19 protein-coding genes and 3 tRNA genes are annotated in these 13,636 nt (G+C 63.4%); 10 read left to right on the top strand and 12 right to left on the bottom strand.

The window, feature by feature from the left end:
• Nucleotide 1: 1 nt before the first annotated feature.
• On the top strand, nucleotides 2–760 hold the full coding sequence (gene dapF / locus P1T08_05790; GenBank protein ID MDF1595589.1) for a diaminopimelate epimerase: 759 nt from the start codon (nucleotides 2–4) through the stop codon (nucleotides 758–760).
• A gap of 8 nt (nucleotides 761–768) precedes the next feature.
• Here the strand turns inward: dapF and lexA are convergent, their stop codons facing one another.
• A complete protein-coding gene (gene lexA, locus P1T08_05785) occupies nucleotides 769–1,389 on the bottom strand; it encodes a transcriptional repressor LexA (GenBank protein ID MDF1595588.1) in 621 nt (206 codons plus the stop codon).
• 204 nt (nucleotides 1,390–1,593) lie between these two features.
• Here lexA and P1T08_05780 point away from each other — a divergent pair, with 204 nt between their 5' ends.
• Both P1T08_05780 and nrdR read left to right on the top strand, forming a co-directional pair.
• Nucleotides 1,594–1,881, top strand: a complete 288-nt coding sequence (locus P1T08_05780; GenBank protein MDF1595587.1) for a LysM peptidoglycan-binding domain-containing protein — start codon at nucleotides 1,594–1,596, stop codon at nucleotides 1,879–1,881.
• A gap of 129 nt (nucleotides 1,882–2,010) precedes the next feature.
• A complete protein-coding gene (gene nrdR / locus P1T08_05775; protein MDF1595586.1) occupies nucleotides 2,011–2,487 on the top strand; it encodes a transcriptional regulator NrdR in 477 nt (158 codons plus the stop codon).
• Here nrdR and P1T08_05770 read toward each other — a convergent pair.
• Nucleotides 2,469–3,581 (bottom strand): hypothetical protein, encoded by a 1,113-nt coding sequence (locus P1T08_05770; GenBank protein ID MDF1595585.1) that lies wholly within the window; start codon nucleotides 3,579–3,581, stop codon nucleotides 2,469–2,471. The two genes, nrdR and P1T08_05770, sit on opposite strands and share 19 nt — an antisense overlap.
• A gap of 427 nt (nucleotides 3,582–4,008) precedes the next feature.
• Here P1T08_05770 and dut point away from each other — a divergent pair, with 427 nt between their 5' ends.
• The 4 genes from dut (at nucleotide 4,009) to P1T08_05750 (ending at nucleotide 4,758) form a co-directional block, all read left to right on the top strand.
• Nucleotides 4,009–4,437, top strand: a complete 429-nt coding sequence (gene dut / locus P1T08_05765; GenBank protein MDF1595584.1) for a dUTP diphosphatase — start codon at nucleotides 4,009–4,011, stop codon at nucleotides 4,435–4,437.
• A 41-nt stretch (nucleotides 4,438–4,478) separates the two neighbouring features.
• Nucleotides 4,479–4,551: transfer RNA gene (locus tag P1T08_05760), tRNA-Gly, on the top strand.
• Nucleotides 4,552–4,584: 33 nt separating this feature from the next.
• Nucleotides 4,585–4,656, top strand: a tRNA-Cys gene (locus P1T08_05755).
• A gap of 27 nt (nucleotides 4,657–4,683) precedes the next feature.
• Nucleotides 4,684–4,758: transfer RNA gene (locus P1T08_05750), tRNA-Val, on the top strand.
• 177 nt (nucleotides 4,759–4,935) lie between these two features.
• Here P1T08_05750 and P1T08_05745 read toward each other — a convergent pair.
• Both P1T08_05745 and P1T08_05740 read right to left on the bottom strand, forming a co-directional pair.
• Nucleotides 4,936–5,478 (bottom strand): hypothetical protein, encoded by a 543-nt coding sequence (locus P1T08_05745; protein ID MDF1595583.1) that lies wholly within the window; start codon nucleotides 5,476–5,478, stop codon nucleotides 4,936–4,938.
• 23 nt (nucleotides 5,479–5,501) lie between these two features.
• A complete protein-coding gene (locus P1T08_05740) occupies nucleotides 5,502–6,464 on the bottom strand; it encodes a hypothetical protein (protein ID MDF1595582.1) in 963 nt (320 codons plus the stop codon).
• A gap of 36 nt (nucleotides 6,465–6,500) precedes the next feature.
• On the opposite strand from P1T08_05740, the gene P1T08_05735 reads away from it, so the two are divergent.
• Nucleotides 6,501–6,929 carry a hypothetical protein gene (locus tag P1T08_05735; GenBank protein MDF1595581.1) on the top strand — a complete coding sequence of 143 codons (429 nt, stop codon included), beginning with the start codon at nucleotides 6,501–6,503 and terminating at the stop codon, nucleotides 6,927–6,929.
• Nucleotides 6,930–7,165: 236 nt separating this feature from the next.
• Nucleotides 7,166–7,894 carry a methyltransferase domain-containing protein gene (locus tag P1T08_05730; protein ID MDF1595580.1) on the top strand — a complete coding sequence of 243 codons (729 nt, stop codon included), beginning with the start codon at nucleotides 7,166–7,168 and terminating at the stop codon, nucleotides 7,892–7,894.
• A 54-nt stretch (nucleotides 7,895–7,948) separates the two neighbouring features.
• Here P1T08_05730 and P1T08_05725 read toward each other — a convergent pair whose 3' ends face one another.
• From P1T08_05725 to P1T08_05690, 8 genes are all read right to left on the bottom strand, one after another.
• Entirely contained in the window at nucleotides 7,949–9,157 is a 1,209-nt protein-coding gene (locus P1T08_05725; GenBank protein ID MDF1595579.1) for an alpha/beta hydrolase, read from the bottom strand.
• Nucleotides 9,158–9,234: 77 nt separating this feature from the next.
• The gene (locus P1T08_05720; GenBank protein MDF1595578.1) at nucleotides 9,235–9,840 is read right to left on the bottom strand and encodes a hypothetical protein; all 606 of its coding nucleotides are present in this window, start codon (nucleotides 9,838–9,840) and stop codon (nucleotides 9,235–9,237) included.
• Between the two features lie 84 nt (nucleotides 9,841–9,924).
• On the bottom strand, nucleotides 9,925–10,536 hold the full coding sequence (locus P1T08_05715; protein ID MDF1595577.1) for a ferric reductase-like transmembrane domain-containing protein: 612 nt from the start codon (nucleotides 10,534–10,536) through the stop codon (nucleotides 9,925–9,927).
• Nucleotides 10,533–10,934, bottom strand: a complete 402-nt coding sequence (locus P1T08_05710) for an FAD:protein FMN transferase (GenBank protein MDF1595576.1) — start codon at nucleotides 10,932–10,934, stop codon at nucleotides 10,533–10,535. Before P1T08_05710 ends, P1T08_05715 begins: the two co-directional genes overlap by 4 nt.
• A gap of 438 nt (nucleotides 10,935–11,372) precedes the next feature.
• A complete protein-coding gene (locus P1T08_05705; GenBank protein MDF1595575.1) occupies nucleotides 11,373–11,693 on the bottom strand; it encodes a hypothetical protein in 321 nt (106 codons plus the stop codon).
• Entirely contained in the window at nucleotides 11,690–12,040 is a 351-nt protein-coding gene (locus tag P1T08_05700) for a hypothetical protein (protein ID MDF1595574.1), read from the bottom strand. The genes P1T08_05705 and P1T08_05700 overlap by 4 nt, the downstream gene beginning before the upstream one ends.
• Nucleotides 12,041–12,042: 2 nt before the next feature.
• Nucleotides 12,043–12,582 (bottom strand): hypothetical protein, encoded by a 540-nt coding sequence (locus tag P1T08_05695; protein ID MDF1595573.1) that lies wholly within the window; start codon nucleotides 12,580–12,582, stop codon nucleotides 12,043–12,045.
• A 40-nt stretch (nucleotides 12,583–12,622) separates the two neighbouring features.
• A complete protein-coding gene (locus P1T08_05690; GenBank protein ID MDF1595572.1) occupies nucleotides 12,623–12,895 on the bottom strand; it encodes a ferredoxin in 273 nt (90 codons plus the stop codon).
• Between the two features lie 303 nt (nucleotides 12,896–13,198).
• Between P1T08_05690 and P1T08_05685 the strand changes: the two genes are divergently transcribed.
• Entirely contained in the window at nucleotides 13,199–13,591 is a 393-nt protein-coding gene (locus tag P1T08_05685; protein ID MDF1595571.1) for a hypothetical protein, read from the top strand.
• Nucleotides 13,592–13,636: the final 45 nt, after the last annotated feature.

Raw genomic sequence — 13,636 nt, 5'->3', positions numbered from 1 at the left:
GGTGAATTTCACGAAGATGCAGGGACTCGGCAACGATTTCGTGGTCATCGACGGCCCTTTCGAATTGAGCTCGGCGGTAATCGCCGCCCTTTGTGATCGGCGCCGTGGGGTCGGTGCAGACGGAGTGCTGATCGTCTCGCCCGACTCACGCAATAGGGTGGCGATGGAGTACTTCAACGCCGATGGAAGCGCGGCAGAGATGTGCGGGAACGGCTTGCGCTGCGTGGCCCGCCGGGCGGTCGACCAGAACCTGGTCGACGGGTGGGACTTCGTAGTTTCGACCGCGATAGGGCCTCGTCGAGTTTCGATACTCGACGGCGGCCGGATCAGGGTGGAGCTGGGGCCGGTTGAAGCCGCAAGAGCCGACCAGGAGGTCGACGGCCACACCTTGCGTACCGTACGGGTCGGCAACCCACACGCAGTGATATTCGTGGAGGATCCCGCCGCGGTCGATGTGCAGGGGATCGGTTCTCAGCTCGAACAGCATCCCGTCTTCCCCGAAGGCACCAACGTCGAGTTCGTTTCGGTGGTGTCGGCGGATGTGATCGATATGCGTGTATGGGAGCGAGGAGTCGGAGAGACGTTGGCCTGTGGCACAGGTGCGGCTGCAGTTGTGGCGGCCGGAGCAGCCACCGGTCGATCCGCGGCCACGGCCAGAGTCCGGTTGCCCGGCGGCCACCTGGACGTTGAGGTTGCCGATGGGGTGGCGTGGATCACGGGACCGGCGACGACGGTCTTTTCGGGCGTTTGGCCGGGGTAGGTACCGAGTTACCGGACGGATCGCAGCACTGAAACGACCTTGCCGACCAGGCTGATTCCTTCACCGAACTCCATTGGCTCGTAGGCGGGGTTCTCCGAGTGCAAGATGACTTTGCCGTTCCGGCGCTCGAGGCGCTTGACGGTTGCCTCGTCACCTATGAGCGCGGCAACGATCTCACCGTCTGTGGCGTCATCCTGGCGACGCACTACCACGTAGTCGCCGTCGAGAATTCCCGCGTCGACCATCGAGTCGCCGCTGACTTCGAGCATGATGACGGGTCCGGCGCCGACGAGTTGCTCCGGGAGCGGGAACACCTCCTGGATGTCCTCCTCGGCCAGGATCGGCGATCCGGCCGCGATCCGACCGACCAGTGGCACGTCGCGAGTAGGGGCGTTCGAGCGGTGCGGCGTGTCGAGGCGGTCGATGACTTCGATTGCTCGTGGTTTGGTCGGGTCGCGTCGCAGGTAGCCGAGTCGTACTAGCGTCGAGAGATGGGAGTGCACTGTGGAGGGGGATCGCAGCCCGAGCGAATCACCGATCTCGCGCACCGATGGTGGGTAGCCCCGATCTTGCACGGCATGACCGATGAGGTCGAGGATTTCCTGTTGGCGGGTACTCAGTTCGTCCACCGTCTCCCTTTCTCGAACGTATGTTCCGAATCTACACGCATACGGGCTCCGAATCAAACATATGTTCGTGCTTGACCTCGAACGTCTGTTCGTCTAGCGTATCGAACAGACGTTCGGATGACCCGAAGTGAGTTTCTGTCACAGGTCGTTCGTACTCTGGACCAAGAACCGGTTCACCGAGACGCGAGAAGGAGGCAACAGGTCATGACGGTTCGCTCCAACGCCCTGCTCAGGGTCGTGGTTCTCCTAACTGTGGCCGTTGCTGCCCTGTTCCTCCTGCTCGCTACCCAGGTCGATGCCGGCGATCGCGCCATCCCGACTCAAGAGCACGTAGTCCGGGCCGGCGACACACTGTGGGAGATCGCCAGAGCCCATACTTCGAACGGTGCCGATGTTCGCGACACGGTTGATGAGATCCAGGTGATGAACCTGCTCGACGGGAGCGCCATCTTCCCGGGCGATCGGCTGGTCGTCCCTCTCATCGAAGGCTGAGTAGACGGTTCGAACGTGCCGTGCCTGGTGCGTAACCGCATCAGCAGTCACGGAGGCGACGCACCCGTCTCAATGGTCGACACAACCGTTTCAGGCGTGATTCCACCTATCAGTAGTAGCCTGCGCGCGGTGCACTGTCCCTTCTGCGGCTCTGGCGACATACGCGTCGTCGACAGTCGACCGGCCGAACACGGTCGGGCGATACGTCGCCGTCGTGAATGCGAGTCATGCGGCGACCGGTTCACCACTTATGAGCGGATCGAGTCCCTGTTGATGGTGCGCAAGCGATCCGGTCGCGCTGAACCGTTCCGCACAGACAAACTCCGCCGGGGCCTCGAGAGTGCTCTCGCCGATCGTCCGGTAGGGACCGGAACCCTGGATGACCTGGTCGACACGATTGAGTCGGAACTCCGGGCCATCGGGACCGTGGTTTCGTCTGACGAGATCGGTAGACAGGTACTGGCGCGGCTGCGGGAGTTGGACGAGGTCGCCTATCTCCGCTTTGCGTCCGTGTACAAGGAGTTCACGGGAGCGCAGGATTTCGAGCGCGAGATGGCGACGCTCGAGGACCCGGAAGGTATTGGGCATCAAGAACCGGAGGCCTGAAGCTCCACTCTCGTGGCGGCGAGTTGCTCTCCGAGGTTCCCGAATGCGCTATCCAACCAGGCGTCGAATGCGGCAAGCGTAGAGTCGAGCCCGCCCCTCATCGATGCGACCGTGTCGCGCATTTCCCCGGTGATGCGGGAAGCTGCGAACTGGTTCTCATCTCTGAGCGCCGACAGGTAGTCGGCGACATCGGCATTCATCTCGGCGAAGGCAGCCTCGAGGATGAGTCGGTGCTCGGCCAGGAGGTCACTTTGGGGGAGTTGGAGGAGGACTTCGGTCGTAGCCGCCAGGGTGTCGGCGAGTTCGACGCCGATCTCGGAGATCTGGGCGTCCGTGGCCTGAATGGGCAGCGAGTCGGGGAGGACGAGAGCTCGACCGAGCAGGATGCGGTAGTCGAGGAGGTCGCCGATGCCCTCGTGAATAACCAGAGCCTGGTCGGCGGCTCGTTGCAGATCGAGCCTGGGCGCGTCGAGTTCGTCGACGGGTGCACTCGAGACAAACGGTAGACCGGTTCCGTGTTCAGCAGTGGCGGTGGTGTATGCCCGGTTGGCGGCGTCGGAGAAGGCAAGGAGCGGGATCGCGACTTCGGTCAGCTGTGCGTTGGCTCGACTTGCGTCCACCACGACTGATCCTGCTTCGGGAATGAGCGCGGTGGCGGTTTCCAGTGCCGTGAGGCTGGCCGCCAGGTTTTGTCGAAGCTCTGCTGCCTGATTGATGGGCCATCGGTAGGCGGCAATAGCCAGGAGGGCGACCGTGACCGTTATGGCCAGGGCGGTGGAAACGAATGACCATCGAAACGTCCGGCTCGGCGGTTCTACTGCCTGGGTGGGCGCCCAGTCGTCGCCGAGTGGAGGGTGCTCGCTGGTCGCCTCCCACAGTCGGGCGACCAGCACGCCGGTGTTCTGCGGGTTCTCTCCGGTCTGAACGTCTGCCAATCGGGCGGCCGTTGCCGGGGTCTCAACAGGAGCCGCCGCCGTTGGTGCTGTTTCGACCGGCCTGACGACGAATGGGGCCGGCTGCGCTGCGGGGGGAGCATCGGCCGTCGTGATGACCTCAACGTCGTCGGAATCGGTGAATCCGAGGAGCTCGAGCATCGGCATCCGGCTCCGGCCCAGGAGAGGGCGCCGCCATTGTTCGGGTTCCTGGGCGGGAGCCCGGTCCCGGAACGGCTCGGGAGTTGGTGAGGTTGGCGCAGGCGATGGATCCGGGGTGAGGACTGCGGCGGGGGGCGTGACGGGGACCGGAGGATCGGTCGGCGGGCCTTGCTGCTCGATCGAGACGACGTCGACGCCGATTGCCCCTCGTGACGCAACCGCAGGCCTGTGATTGACACGAGAAAAGCGCGCCGCACGATGGCGGCCGTTTCCGGCAACGATTGTGGCCTGGTCGACAGCATGTCCGAGCAGGCAAGCGCCATTACGGACCGTGACGTGAGCTCGGCATTCTTTGCAGTACCCTTGCGGCACGTGGACTCTCCATGACTCTCCACCCGATGAAAGCCCCACGAACCTTGTTATCGCCATGCAGATTAGTTACCTGAAGCTCGATTCGGAACTACCTACGCCCCATCACGCTCATCCGGGCGACGGGGGTGTTGATTTGTATGCCCGGACGGACTTCCGGCTCGAGCCCGGAGAACGCGCCCTGGTTCCGACGGGCGTGGCCGTGGCTGTGCCCGTCGGCTTCGCCGGCCTGGTGGTTCCCCGGAGCGGTCTGGCGATCCGGCACGGATTTGGCGTGGTCAACGGCCCCGGCCTCATTGATGCCGGGTATCGGGGCGAGATCAAAGTCGTCCTCGTCAACCATGGGGACGAAGGGGTGAACGTGAGTCGCGGTGAGCGAATTGCCCAACTCGTGGTCGTGCCGGTGGCGGTTCAGGACTGGGTGGAGGTCGACGAACTGCCCGACACCGATCGGGGCACCGGGGGGTTCGGTTCGACCGGGAGTTGACGTTGGGTCAGTCGGCGGCGTCGGGTTACAATGCCCGGCACGCGGAAGTAGCTCAGCTGGTAGAGCGCAACCTTGCCAAGGTTGAGGTCGCGGGTTCGAGTCCCGTCTTCCGCTCTGAGGACGGTCCTTGCCGTCCTGGCTGATTGCGGCGACGTGGCCGAGTGGTTTAGGCACGGGTCTGCAAAACCCGTTACACCGGTTCGATTCCGGTCGTCGCCTCGAGCGAGGTATATACTCGCTGCATAAGGGCCCTTAGCTCAGGGGGAGAGCGCTTCCCTGACGCGGAAGAGGTCGAAGGTTCAAATCCTTCAGGGCCCACCAGAGAAACCCCCAATGATTTGGGGGTTTCCTGCTACCTGGGTGGCAGGTTTGTCGATGGTCTACGGTGCCTGGGTCCGTCGTGGGTCCGTCACGCTCCCGGGCCAGGATTCGTCGAGGCGATCGGCTGCATCGCGATCGAGACCATCGTCGAGTGGAGGCGTTCGACGAAGCTGCGGCTCACGGAAGGTCGACTTTGATCGTCACTTTTGAGCCGGTCGTCTTCCTTTCGGGGGTGTAGGCCACCATGAACACCAGGGCGGCGTCCTGGTCGGCTGCTAGGCCGACTTCACCGTCAGTGCAGGCATCGATGGCCGCGGCGGGGGTTTCGACGTCGATCGTATCGGGAATGGGGTTCGTCTTCTTTCCGAAGCTCTCGCGGTAACAGAAGTCGCCGGGGACACTGTCCTTCACGTGGACCTGCAGAGACGCTGCCGACACCGCATCGATACGAATCCGCCAGGTGCCTGGCAGCGAGACGACATCGACGCAGGCCGCCGGCGGGTTGTCTTCGCCGAGGACCGGATCAAATCCGAGGACCAGATCAAAGTCGTCCTCGACGGAGTCGATCTGCAAGAGCTCGGGATCGAAGGTCCACTCTTCACACGTGAGGCCAATCATCGGCTCCGGTCCCGGTGGAGGCACCGGCTTTTTCGCACTTGCCGATGCCGGAACGGTCACCAAGATCCCAAGTGCCAAAAGCACGCTCATCGTCTTCTTCATCGTCGAACTCCTTTCGAGGCGGGTCACTCTTCGTTGGTGGCGATCCATATGGCGGCGTCCGACCCCCAGCTGCCAACTGCGATCAACCTGGACTCGAACTCGACCGAGGCATATATGTAATTCGGCCCTTCGTTCATCTTCCCGAAGGCGGCGGCGCTGAGTACGCGATCCCAGGTCCGGCCTCCATCGGTCGAGGTCCACACCACGGCCGGCCCAAGCTGTACGTCGGCGGCGAGGCCAGACCCGGTCGCAACCAGACGGTCGCCGAAACTGCTCACCCCGAAGATGTGGTCGAAGGGGATGCCGACTGCCTGCTCGACGGTGCTCCGTTCCCAGGTCACGCCGTCTGCTGAGGTCCAGATTGCCGCATCCCCGGTGCAGGGCGAGAGCAACTCCGGACACTTGCCCACGCGACCTACGGCCACGAGGCCGGAACCACCGACGATCACGTCGTCCATGCGTGCCCAGTCTCCAGTGCCGGGTCCTCCGGCCGGGTATCCGCTCAGCAACGCCGCCTGCTCGGGCACCCGCGACCAGTCCCGGCCGTCGGTTGACACCCACACGGCTGCCGGCTGGCCCGGGCCACTTTCCCCGGCCCCATCACCACCCTGTCCGACCGCCACGAGTCCGGGGCCGGCCGGCACTACTGCCCACATGACCTGATTTTGAGGCCCTCCGAATACCGCCTCGTCGGATGAGACACGTTCCCAGGTGATTCCGTCGGTCGAGGTCCATGAAGCCGCGTCTGCAGAGCTTCCCTCCCACTCCATCCCCACGGCCACGAGACCCGACCCGAAGGCGGTGACGTCCTTCATGAAGACGTTGGTGTTCTCTTCGCCGCCGAAGGTGGCCTCGTCGTGGGGTACCCGGCTCCAGCCGATCCCATCTTCGGAAATCCATACGGCAGCCACGCCGGTGGTTCCGTCTTCCGAGTCCTCTTCACCCACAGCCACGAACCCCGGCCCGCCGGCCGCAACGGCCCCCATGTACTGATCCCCCGGACCCCCAAAGACCGACTCGTCGTGGGCAACCTTGTTCCAGGCCCGTCCGTCGCTCGAATACCAGACCGCGGCATCATCATCACCACCGAGCCGTCTGAACCGACCGCCACCAACAACCCCGACCCACCGACGGCGATGTCGGTTATCTCCTGCTGCCCGGACCCACCGAAGACGTCGGACTCGATTCGGGTCCAGGCCATCGCCACCGGTGCAGGCATGGCGGCCTCGGTAGTGGTGGTCGGGGCGGCCCCTGTGGTGTCGGCCGAGGCCGCTTCTGTGTTCGTGGTGGGTTGCGTCGCGGCGGTCGGCACGGTGGCCGGTTGCTCGACAAAAGGCGCTTCCGATCCCAACGGATTGAGGGCCACGACGGCCGCGATGGCAACCACGACGAGTCCCGCTGCGGCACCGGCGGCCTTCAACCGAGTGGCTGGCAGTCGCCTCACTTGGTGAGCTGGTCGGTCCGGGCGGCACACCCGCTCGAACAAGCGGACCGGTAAAGGCGGAAAGCTGCGGCAACTCGGCTCGTTGGGGGTGTGGTTCGCCGCGTTCGTGAGCGCCCAGGAAAGCATTGCCTGTGCGGTGGGTATCATGGAGTTGGCGGGGTTGGATAGATGGCCATTGACACGACCACGTGTCCCGAACGCGCAGCGCCTTGGCACAACTATTCATCATGGGGATCGACACAGATGTATGACTCAGAGCAGTACGCGTCCCTCAACCGCTGGGATAGCCGGCATCTGGAGACGGTCAAACACCACCTCGATCTGAAAACGGGTGATCGGGTCCTCGAAGTAGGTTGCGGACGCGGACATCTCACCAAGCGTCTCAGGGACTTCGGAGCCGATGCTATTGGTATCGATTCCAACCCTCACGCCGCAGCAAACGCAGTGACATCCGGGGTGTCGACGATGCTCGCCGAGTCGCTGCAGTTCCCCGGAGCGAGTTTCGACAAGGTCGTGTCGGTGCATGCGATCGAGCACATCCCTGACATTCGGGGGGCATTCGACGAGATGGCCCGGGTGCTCAAACCTGGTGGCCGGGCCCTATTCATTTACCCGGCGGAACCGATCCAGGGATCGTGGGCCATTCCAACGGCAATCGTGCTGCATGGCAATCCGTTCAAGGCGCGGCAGGTCCACTGCCAGTGGTTGTGGCCGGCGCGGCTCCGTGCTATCGCCGGACCTGCGGGTTTCAGCCACGTGTATTCAGAGTTCCGACTCCTCTCGAGCCCTCAGTTCGTATCGCTGTTCGTCCGGGGTAGCGACGTCCCGCCGTCCGACCAACCCGTCGACACCCGGTTGCGGTCGGTAGCCCCCGATCGGGAACGAGCCGGGGCAGACGACGAGAGGACCCCTTCGCTGGCCAGGAGCCTCTTTGCACTGCTGAGGAAGCCCGCTTTGTCAGAGTCCGACTGAGCATTGCCCGGCGGATCCTCGTCCTGGTGCCCACAAGGCGAGCCGGCGCTCGGCTCAGTTGTCCGTCGTTACCGTGGAAAGATAGGCAGCCAGGATCGCTGTGTAGCGTTCCCGGTCGACGTTCCAGCTCCCTACGTGGTCGGCCTCATCGGTGACTACCAGGGTCACCAGATCCGGGTACAGCTTCTCGAGATCTTCGGAAACCGAGAGAGGGACCGTCTGGTCGTCGGCGCCGTGGAACACCAACGTGGGTACGGTCAGGATTCCGTCTCGATCGACGTAGTTGATGGCTCCCCAGTCGACATCGAATCGCAGGTCTGCAATCCACTTGGCCGTGAATGTCAACGTGCCCGGCAAAGGAATGGGGGTGCCGGGAATCATTCGTTTGGATGCTTCTTCAGAAACCGCTCGACCGAAATCGAGGTTGGGCGAGTCGAACACCACACCCGCTATACGATCTGCGAGTGGTGACGATTCGAGGAAGGACATCTCCGCAGTTGCGCCGGTGCTGTAGCCGGCCAGAATCACGTGATCGGCGCCGTGGTCGAGAGCGTATTGGACTGCTGCCTCGGCGTCTTGCCATTCGGTTCGGCCAAATTTGTACAAACCGCTCGGATCGGCGGGCGCATCAGGGTCGTTGCGATAGTCGATCACCAGGGAGGTGATTCCGGCCGCCGCGTACGTGGGCAGCATTCGCACGGTCTCGCGCCGTTCGGCGCGCCATCCATGCATGTGTATTGCCCAGATCGTGACACTCCCGTCGGTCGGTGGGACCAACCAGGCTCCCATCGGGCCGAGGGGTGAGGGGTAGGTGACCTCTTCGAAGGCCAGGCCGACATCAGACGGGTCGGTTGGGAACGCGTAGCCTTCGAGGTCGACTTCCGTGCATTGGTCCAGATCCTCTTTCAGGCAGATGGGCGGTGGGCCACCGGAGAGGGTTGTGAAATCTCTCAGGATGGCCCCGTCGTTATTCGATCGGATGGTCCCCACCTGCCCGTAGCCGCCTTCCCACCACAACCCGAACGTGCCCGGGCTTTCGATCATCCCCCGGTCGGTTCCGTCGAGCACGATCGAAGACTCTCCAATCTCGGCCACTCGAACGCCGAAGTCGTGTTGCGGAGCTCGCGGTTCGAGGCCGTCAGATCGGATCAAACCGGAGAAGTACCAGCCACCGGCCAGGTGGAATACCACTGCGAACGCTACGAGGCCGATCAGTGCCCTTTGCGGCCACCTTCGTTGTTTGGGCTGTTGTGTGTCGGTCATACCGCTCCCTCCATATGTAGGGATTGTGCATCCCGGCGGCTCGAACGGCTATGGGGGATCACCCCCAGGACCGCCGGTCATCCGTCGACCGACGACGGGTAGTCGTCGAGAATCGCCCGCAGACGTGCTTCGCCTTCGCCTCTCCAGAACCACATCCAGCCGACCGCGAAGGAGATGGCGGTCACCAATGCCATGACCCCAAGGTACACGTCGTTCCACTGCGCCGGCAGCGCGTCATAGGCGAGGATCATGCCGACGACAAAGAATCCCACACCGAATGCGGTGTAGAGGGCAGTCATGAACCCGAACCAGGTGAGGCCTCCCGACAACGGCAGTGTGACGAGCTTCGGCCGATCGAGGGGGAAGAGATAGGCGTCCTCCAGTCGGGCCGCCACCAGGATTTCCTCTTTGAGCGTCCGGTTGAGGTATCCCTCCAGGCTGCGGGCGTAATGACGGGCGAAGATCAGGTAGGAGGCGTCGAAGGCGGTCTGCGCAGCGCCGATCAGCGCGATGATCGGCAAGAAGGCGATGAGGCGCCGGTCGTACACAACCGCCACGACCACGGTCCCGATGCCGATAACGAGCGTGAACCGGACGTCCGCGAAGAACTGTCGGTGATACATGGCGGTCATGCCGCGCATACGCGCAAGTTGCTGCACCGCGATCTGCATCTTCGGTTCCATGGAGCTCTCCTTGCCTGCTTCCCGGACGACCACCGATCGGATTGTACGGTCCCGGCCGATCGCGCGGGATGGCGACCGACGAGCCTACCGAGGTAGCGGCAGCGAATCGGAAGGCAGCGTTTCGACCGGGTCGGCTGCGGACGGCGGTCTCGGACGCGGAGTTCGCCCGGCCGGTTGAAAGGGCGCACCGGTCATGAGCGTGCGCACTACCGCCAACGCCAGGGTGATGACAATGCTCCCGGCGTAGATGCCGATCCCGACCGGGGTTGCGGTGTCGGTTCCGGCCATGATGCCGTGGGTGGCGGCCCCGACGAATACACCGAAAGAGCCGAAGTGGGTGAAGCGCCAGGCCTTCTGCCCGATGAACTTGCGGACGTAGAAGCTGACAGTGATGAGCACGAGGCCGTAGAAGGCGACGACGCCGAAGGCCACCGACAAGGGCTCCCATTCTGAGACCCCGGGAACGAAGAGGTCCTTCGGTCCGAATTCGACGAACTCATCCAGATAGAGAAATAGCATGTGAACGGCGGTCGCCAACAACGAACCGACCGCCAGGGATTCGTGCATGAAGGTAAGGGTCTTCTTCGAAGCGCTCCTGCCCAGCAGGTCCGTTGAGACGACGAGGCCCCAGATGGCCGACAGTGCGAGGAGCAGGTAGGCGACGAACCCGGCGGCGCGAATCACGATCCAGGTCATGCGGCAACCAACCGCCAGCCGTTGGTTGCGTAGACGCTGCCCTCCGCCCAAATCGCCAATGCTCCCTTGATCCACGGTTGAGCAGCCGCCCATACCAAACCATCGGATCCGTGCAGCAACATAACCTTGGCTCCTGCTTCGACGGCCGTGGCGGCAATGGCTGTGGCGCTGATGATTGGCGAGACCGCCGGGGCCAGCGTGCGCGGGTCGATGAGGTGGTGCGCTTCGCCGCCCGGGATCTTCCAACGCCGGCGTGTGGTCGAACTGGTGGCCAGCGCTCCGACACCGAGTGGCACCCGGGCGACTCGATGCCCCCAGGGATCGATGATGTCGACCAGGGCCTCGGAACTCCCGGAACGGGACATCGCCCCCGGCGTTGACGATGATGGACCGCCCACTCTCCACCGCCTGGTCGCATGCCCAGCCTTTGGCAACTCCGCCTAGATCGATTTGGGTGCCTGGTGATCGGTGGAGGCGATTCCCCGACATCGACCACACCGGATGCGAGTCGATCGGGGTAGGCGTCGGCGCTTCGTCGATTGTGTCGAAGCTACGGTCGTAGCCCCACGCGGAGACCGCCGCACCTAGTCCTGCGTCGACCAGACCGCCGGTACGTTCCCTCAAGTCCGCGGCGATCTGCAATACCTCTGCCATCGGTTTGGAGACCACGACGCTGCTTGCGTCGGCGTTGTTGAGGTTGGACAGCTCGCTGGTAGGTCGGAATCGGCTGCAGCGGCGTTCCACCTCTTCGAATAGATCCTGCGTGGCGGCGATGTCCTCTTGCCGACCCACCGTCACCTGGACGCTGGTGCCCATTGCCCGGAACGATGCGGCGATCATGAGCCCTGGCTCGTCGAAACCGTTGGCGACGGCGCCGGACCCGCCTGGACGACCACCTGCCGAACAACGGTGGGAGGTGGGGGCGGAGCCGGCGTGTAGCGGATGACCACCAGACCGTCCTCGGGGAGGGTCGGCATGGTGGTGGCGGTCTCGGCGGCCGGCGCCGTGGCCGGGGTGGTTTCGGGCGCGACGGTGAGATCCTCTTGCGCCGGAGCCTCCATCTGCCGTCCGACGATTGCTACCGCCCAGGCGACTGCGACCGTAGTCCAGGCGGCAATCCTCGTCGTTCGGATCGTTGGGAACCGCTTCCGGATCATCGTTCACCACCAGACTCGTCGGCCACCCGCAGCACCGCGTCGTTCGCCACCAGCACCTTGACGATCGACTCGGAGAGTTCTGCAGTCAGAGCGGATTCGCTCAGCTTTTCCGTGAACCCGTTCTCAGCGAGGACGTTGGACACGGCGTCGGGCAGTTCGGCGATCTCCAGAGGGTTGGTCGACGTAGTAGTCGACACGTCTGGCGAGAAGGCGGTCTCGAGGCCGGCTTTTCTCGCCGTCTGGTCCTCCGTCGGGGTTCCGACGATGCCGAGTGTGTAGTACACCGCGCCGAACAGGGCGAGACCGGCGGCGATCACAGTGATCGCCGCTTCCAATCTCCTACTCATGGTCAATGGTCGTCCTCTTCGTCTTCCTCGTCTTCTTCGTGCTTCTCGTCCTCGTGATCCTTCGATTCGTAGCCGTCATCGCTCCCGGATTCCGCTCCGCCGTCATCCACGCTTGTGGCAGGAGCAGGGGCAGGGGCTTGTTCGACTACCACGACTTTCTGCACGACCGGGGCGACCTCAGCAGCGTCGGGAAGCGTCAATCCCGCTTCATCACAGATGGGACGCAACGCGTCGAGCGCGGCCTGCTCGATCGCGTCGATCGACCCGTCGGTCTCTTTGTCAACCAGCGCCATTCCGTCTGATCCGCAGGCGGCCGCCAAGTAGTCCTCGGTTGGTTCGTCGACCTGGCGGTCGGTGTCTACTACCTTCTCGATCGATTCGGTGAGAAGCGGGCTGAGCGATGCGACCTCTGGCTCGTCCGCTTGATCCTGCGAACCGTTTCCTTCGATCAGTCCATTGGCAGCCAGCGCCAGCAGCGGAACGGCGAGTGCGCCGATCAGTAGCGCGATGAGGAAGTTCTTGCGTTGGGTAGGTGCGTTCATTGGCGTCTCCTCGTTCGAGTTACCGGTGGGGTAGGAGGGGTTAGACCTCGAGATAGATGCACTCGGCCGGACATTCTTCGGCTGCTTCGTTGACCAAGCCATGGAGCTCCCGGGGCACGCGGGCCGCGCCCTCGGTGCCGGCAGGTCCGTGTCCGGATTCTGGGCGTCCATCGAAGATGGTGGTTTCGCCAAAGTGGGCGGCGCTCTCGCCGACGGCCCACAGTCCGTCACCGCGGTCGTAGAAGACTTCAGGGACGATTTGCTCGCAGGTACCTGCACCCATGCACAGGTCGGCGTCGATCCAGACTTTCATTGGCGGTCTCCCCTGATTCGATTCGTCCCACAGGTTGCCGGAGTCACCGTTAATGCGGCGATAACCCGTCCTGATGGATGCCCTAAGGGCTGACTTACCGTCCGGCAGGGGGTTTGATTGGTATTGGGCCCTTCGATGCGAACCCGGTCAACGTTTCGGTCGCGTGCCCGGATATCTGTTCGACAGTTTCAGAGCCCTCGGCCGGCCGGGGCGCTTCATGCTGATCTGAAGATGATGGATCCGGTTCACCGTCGCCTGCATTCGTGTGAGAATGAACGGCAGATCGAACCAGGAGGCCGTTGCATGGCGATGTCTGATGAGCACAAGGCTGCATTGGCGCGGGGCAGACGAGAGGCGGCAGCCATCAAGCGCTACCTCGAAGCTCTCGAAAAGCGGAGGCCCGGCCGACCGATCACTTTGGCAAGTCTGGCCGGAAGGCTCGATCAAGTGAATCGCCGGATTGGTGAAGAAGTCGATCCGTTGAAACGGGTTGATTTGATGCAGACTCGTATCGATATCGAGCAACGAATCGCATCTTTTGAGGAGATCGATTTCGCCGCACTCGAGGCTGCCTTTGTCGAGTGCGCCGCTGAGTATTCGGATCGAAAGGGGATCACGTATTCGGCCTGGAGAGAGATCGGGGTCTCGGCTGCCGTCCTGAAGCAGGCGGGGATTCCCAGGACTCGTCGGTCCTGACGATCAGTCCCAGCCCAGTTCGTGAAGCCGCTCATCGTCGATGCC

This window comes from Acidimicrobiia bacterium (genome assembly GCA_029210695.1).
Lineage (GTDB): Bacteria > Actinomycetota > Acidimicrobiia > Spongiisociales > JAHEDJ01 > JAHEDJ01.
This window is presented reverse-complemented; position numbering and strand designations above follow the sequence as displayed.

Excerpts from the sequence above, each read along its gene's own strand:
- P1T08_05780 (MDF1595587.1), top strand. The coding sequence starts at position 1,594 with ATGACGGTTCGCTCCAACGCCCTGCTCAGGGTCGTGGTTCTCCTAACT.
- P1T08_05770 (MDF1595585.1), bottom strand. The coding sequence starts at position 3,581 with ATGCTCGAGCTCCTCGGATTCACCGATTCCGACGACGTTGAGGTCATC.
- dut (MDF1595584.1), top strand. The coding sequence starts at position 4,009 with ATGCAGATTAGTTACCTGAAGCTCGATTCGGAACTACCTACGCCCCAT.
- P1T08_05745 (MDF1595583.1), bottom strand. The coding sequence starts at position 5,478 with ATGAAGAAGACGATGAGCGTGCTTTTGGCACTTGGGATCTTGGTGACC.
- P1T08_05740 (MDF1595582.1), bottom strand. The coding sequence starts at position 6,464 with ATGGGGGCCGTTGCGGCCGGCGGGCCGGGGTTCGTGGCTGTGGGTGAA.
- P1T08_05730 (MDF1595580.1), top strand. The coding sequence starts at position 7,166 with ATGTATGACTCAGAGCAGTACGCGTCCCTCAACCGCTGGGATAGCCGG.
- P1T08_05725 (MDF1595579.1), bottom strand. The coding sequence starts at position 9,157 with ATGACCGACACACAACAGCCCAAACAACGAAGGTGGCCGCAAAGGGCA.
- P1T08_05720 (MDF1595578.1), bottom strand. The coding sequence starts at position 9,840 with ATGGAACCGAAGATGCAGATCGCGGTGCAGCAACTTGCGCGTATGCGC.
- P1T08_05715 (MDF1595577.1), bottom strand. The coding sequence starts at position 10,536 with ATGACCTGGATCGTGATTCGCGCCGCCGGGTTCGTCGCCTACCTGCTC.
- P1T08_05705 (MDF1595575.1), bottom strand. The coding sequence starts at position 11,693 with ATGATCCGGAAGCGGTTCCCAACGATCCGAACGACGAGGATTGCCGCC.
- P1T08_05700 (MDF1595574.1), bottom strand. The coding sequence starts at position 12,040 with ATGAGTAGGAGATTGGAAGCGGCGATCACTGTGATCGCCGCCGGTCTC.
- P1T08_05695 (MDF1595573.1), bottom strand. The coding sequence starts at position 12,582 with ATGAACGCACCTACCCAACGCAAGAACTTCCTCATCGCGCTACTGATC.
- P1T08_05690 (MDF1595572.1), bottom strand. The coding sequence starts at position 12,895 with ATGAAAGTCTGGATCGACGCCGACCTGTGCATGGGTGCAGGTACCTGC.
- P1T08_05685 (MDF1595571.1), top strand. The coding sequence starts at position 13,199 with ATGGCGATGTCTGATGAGCACAAGGCTGCATTGGCGCGGGGCAGACGA.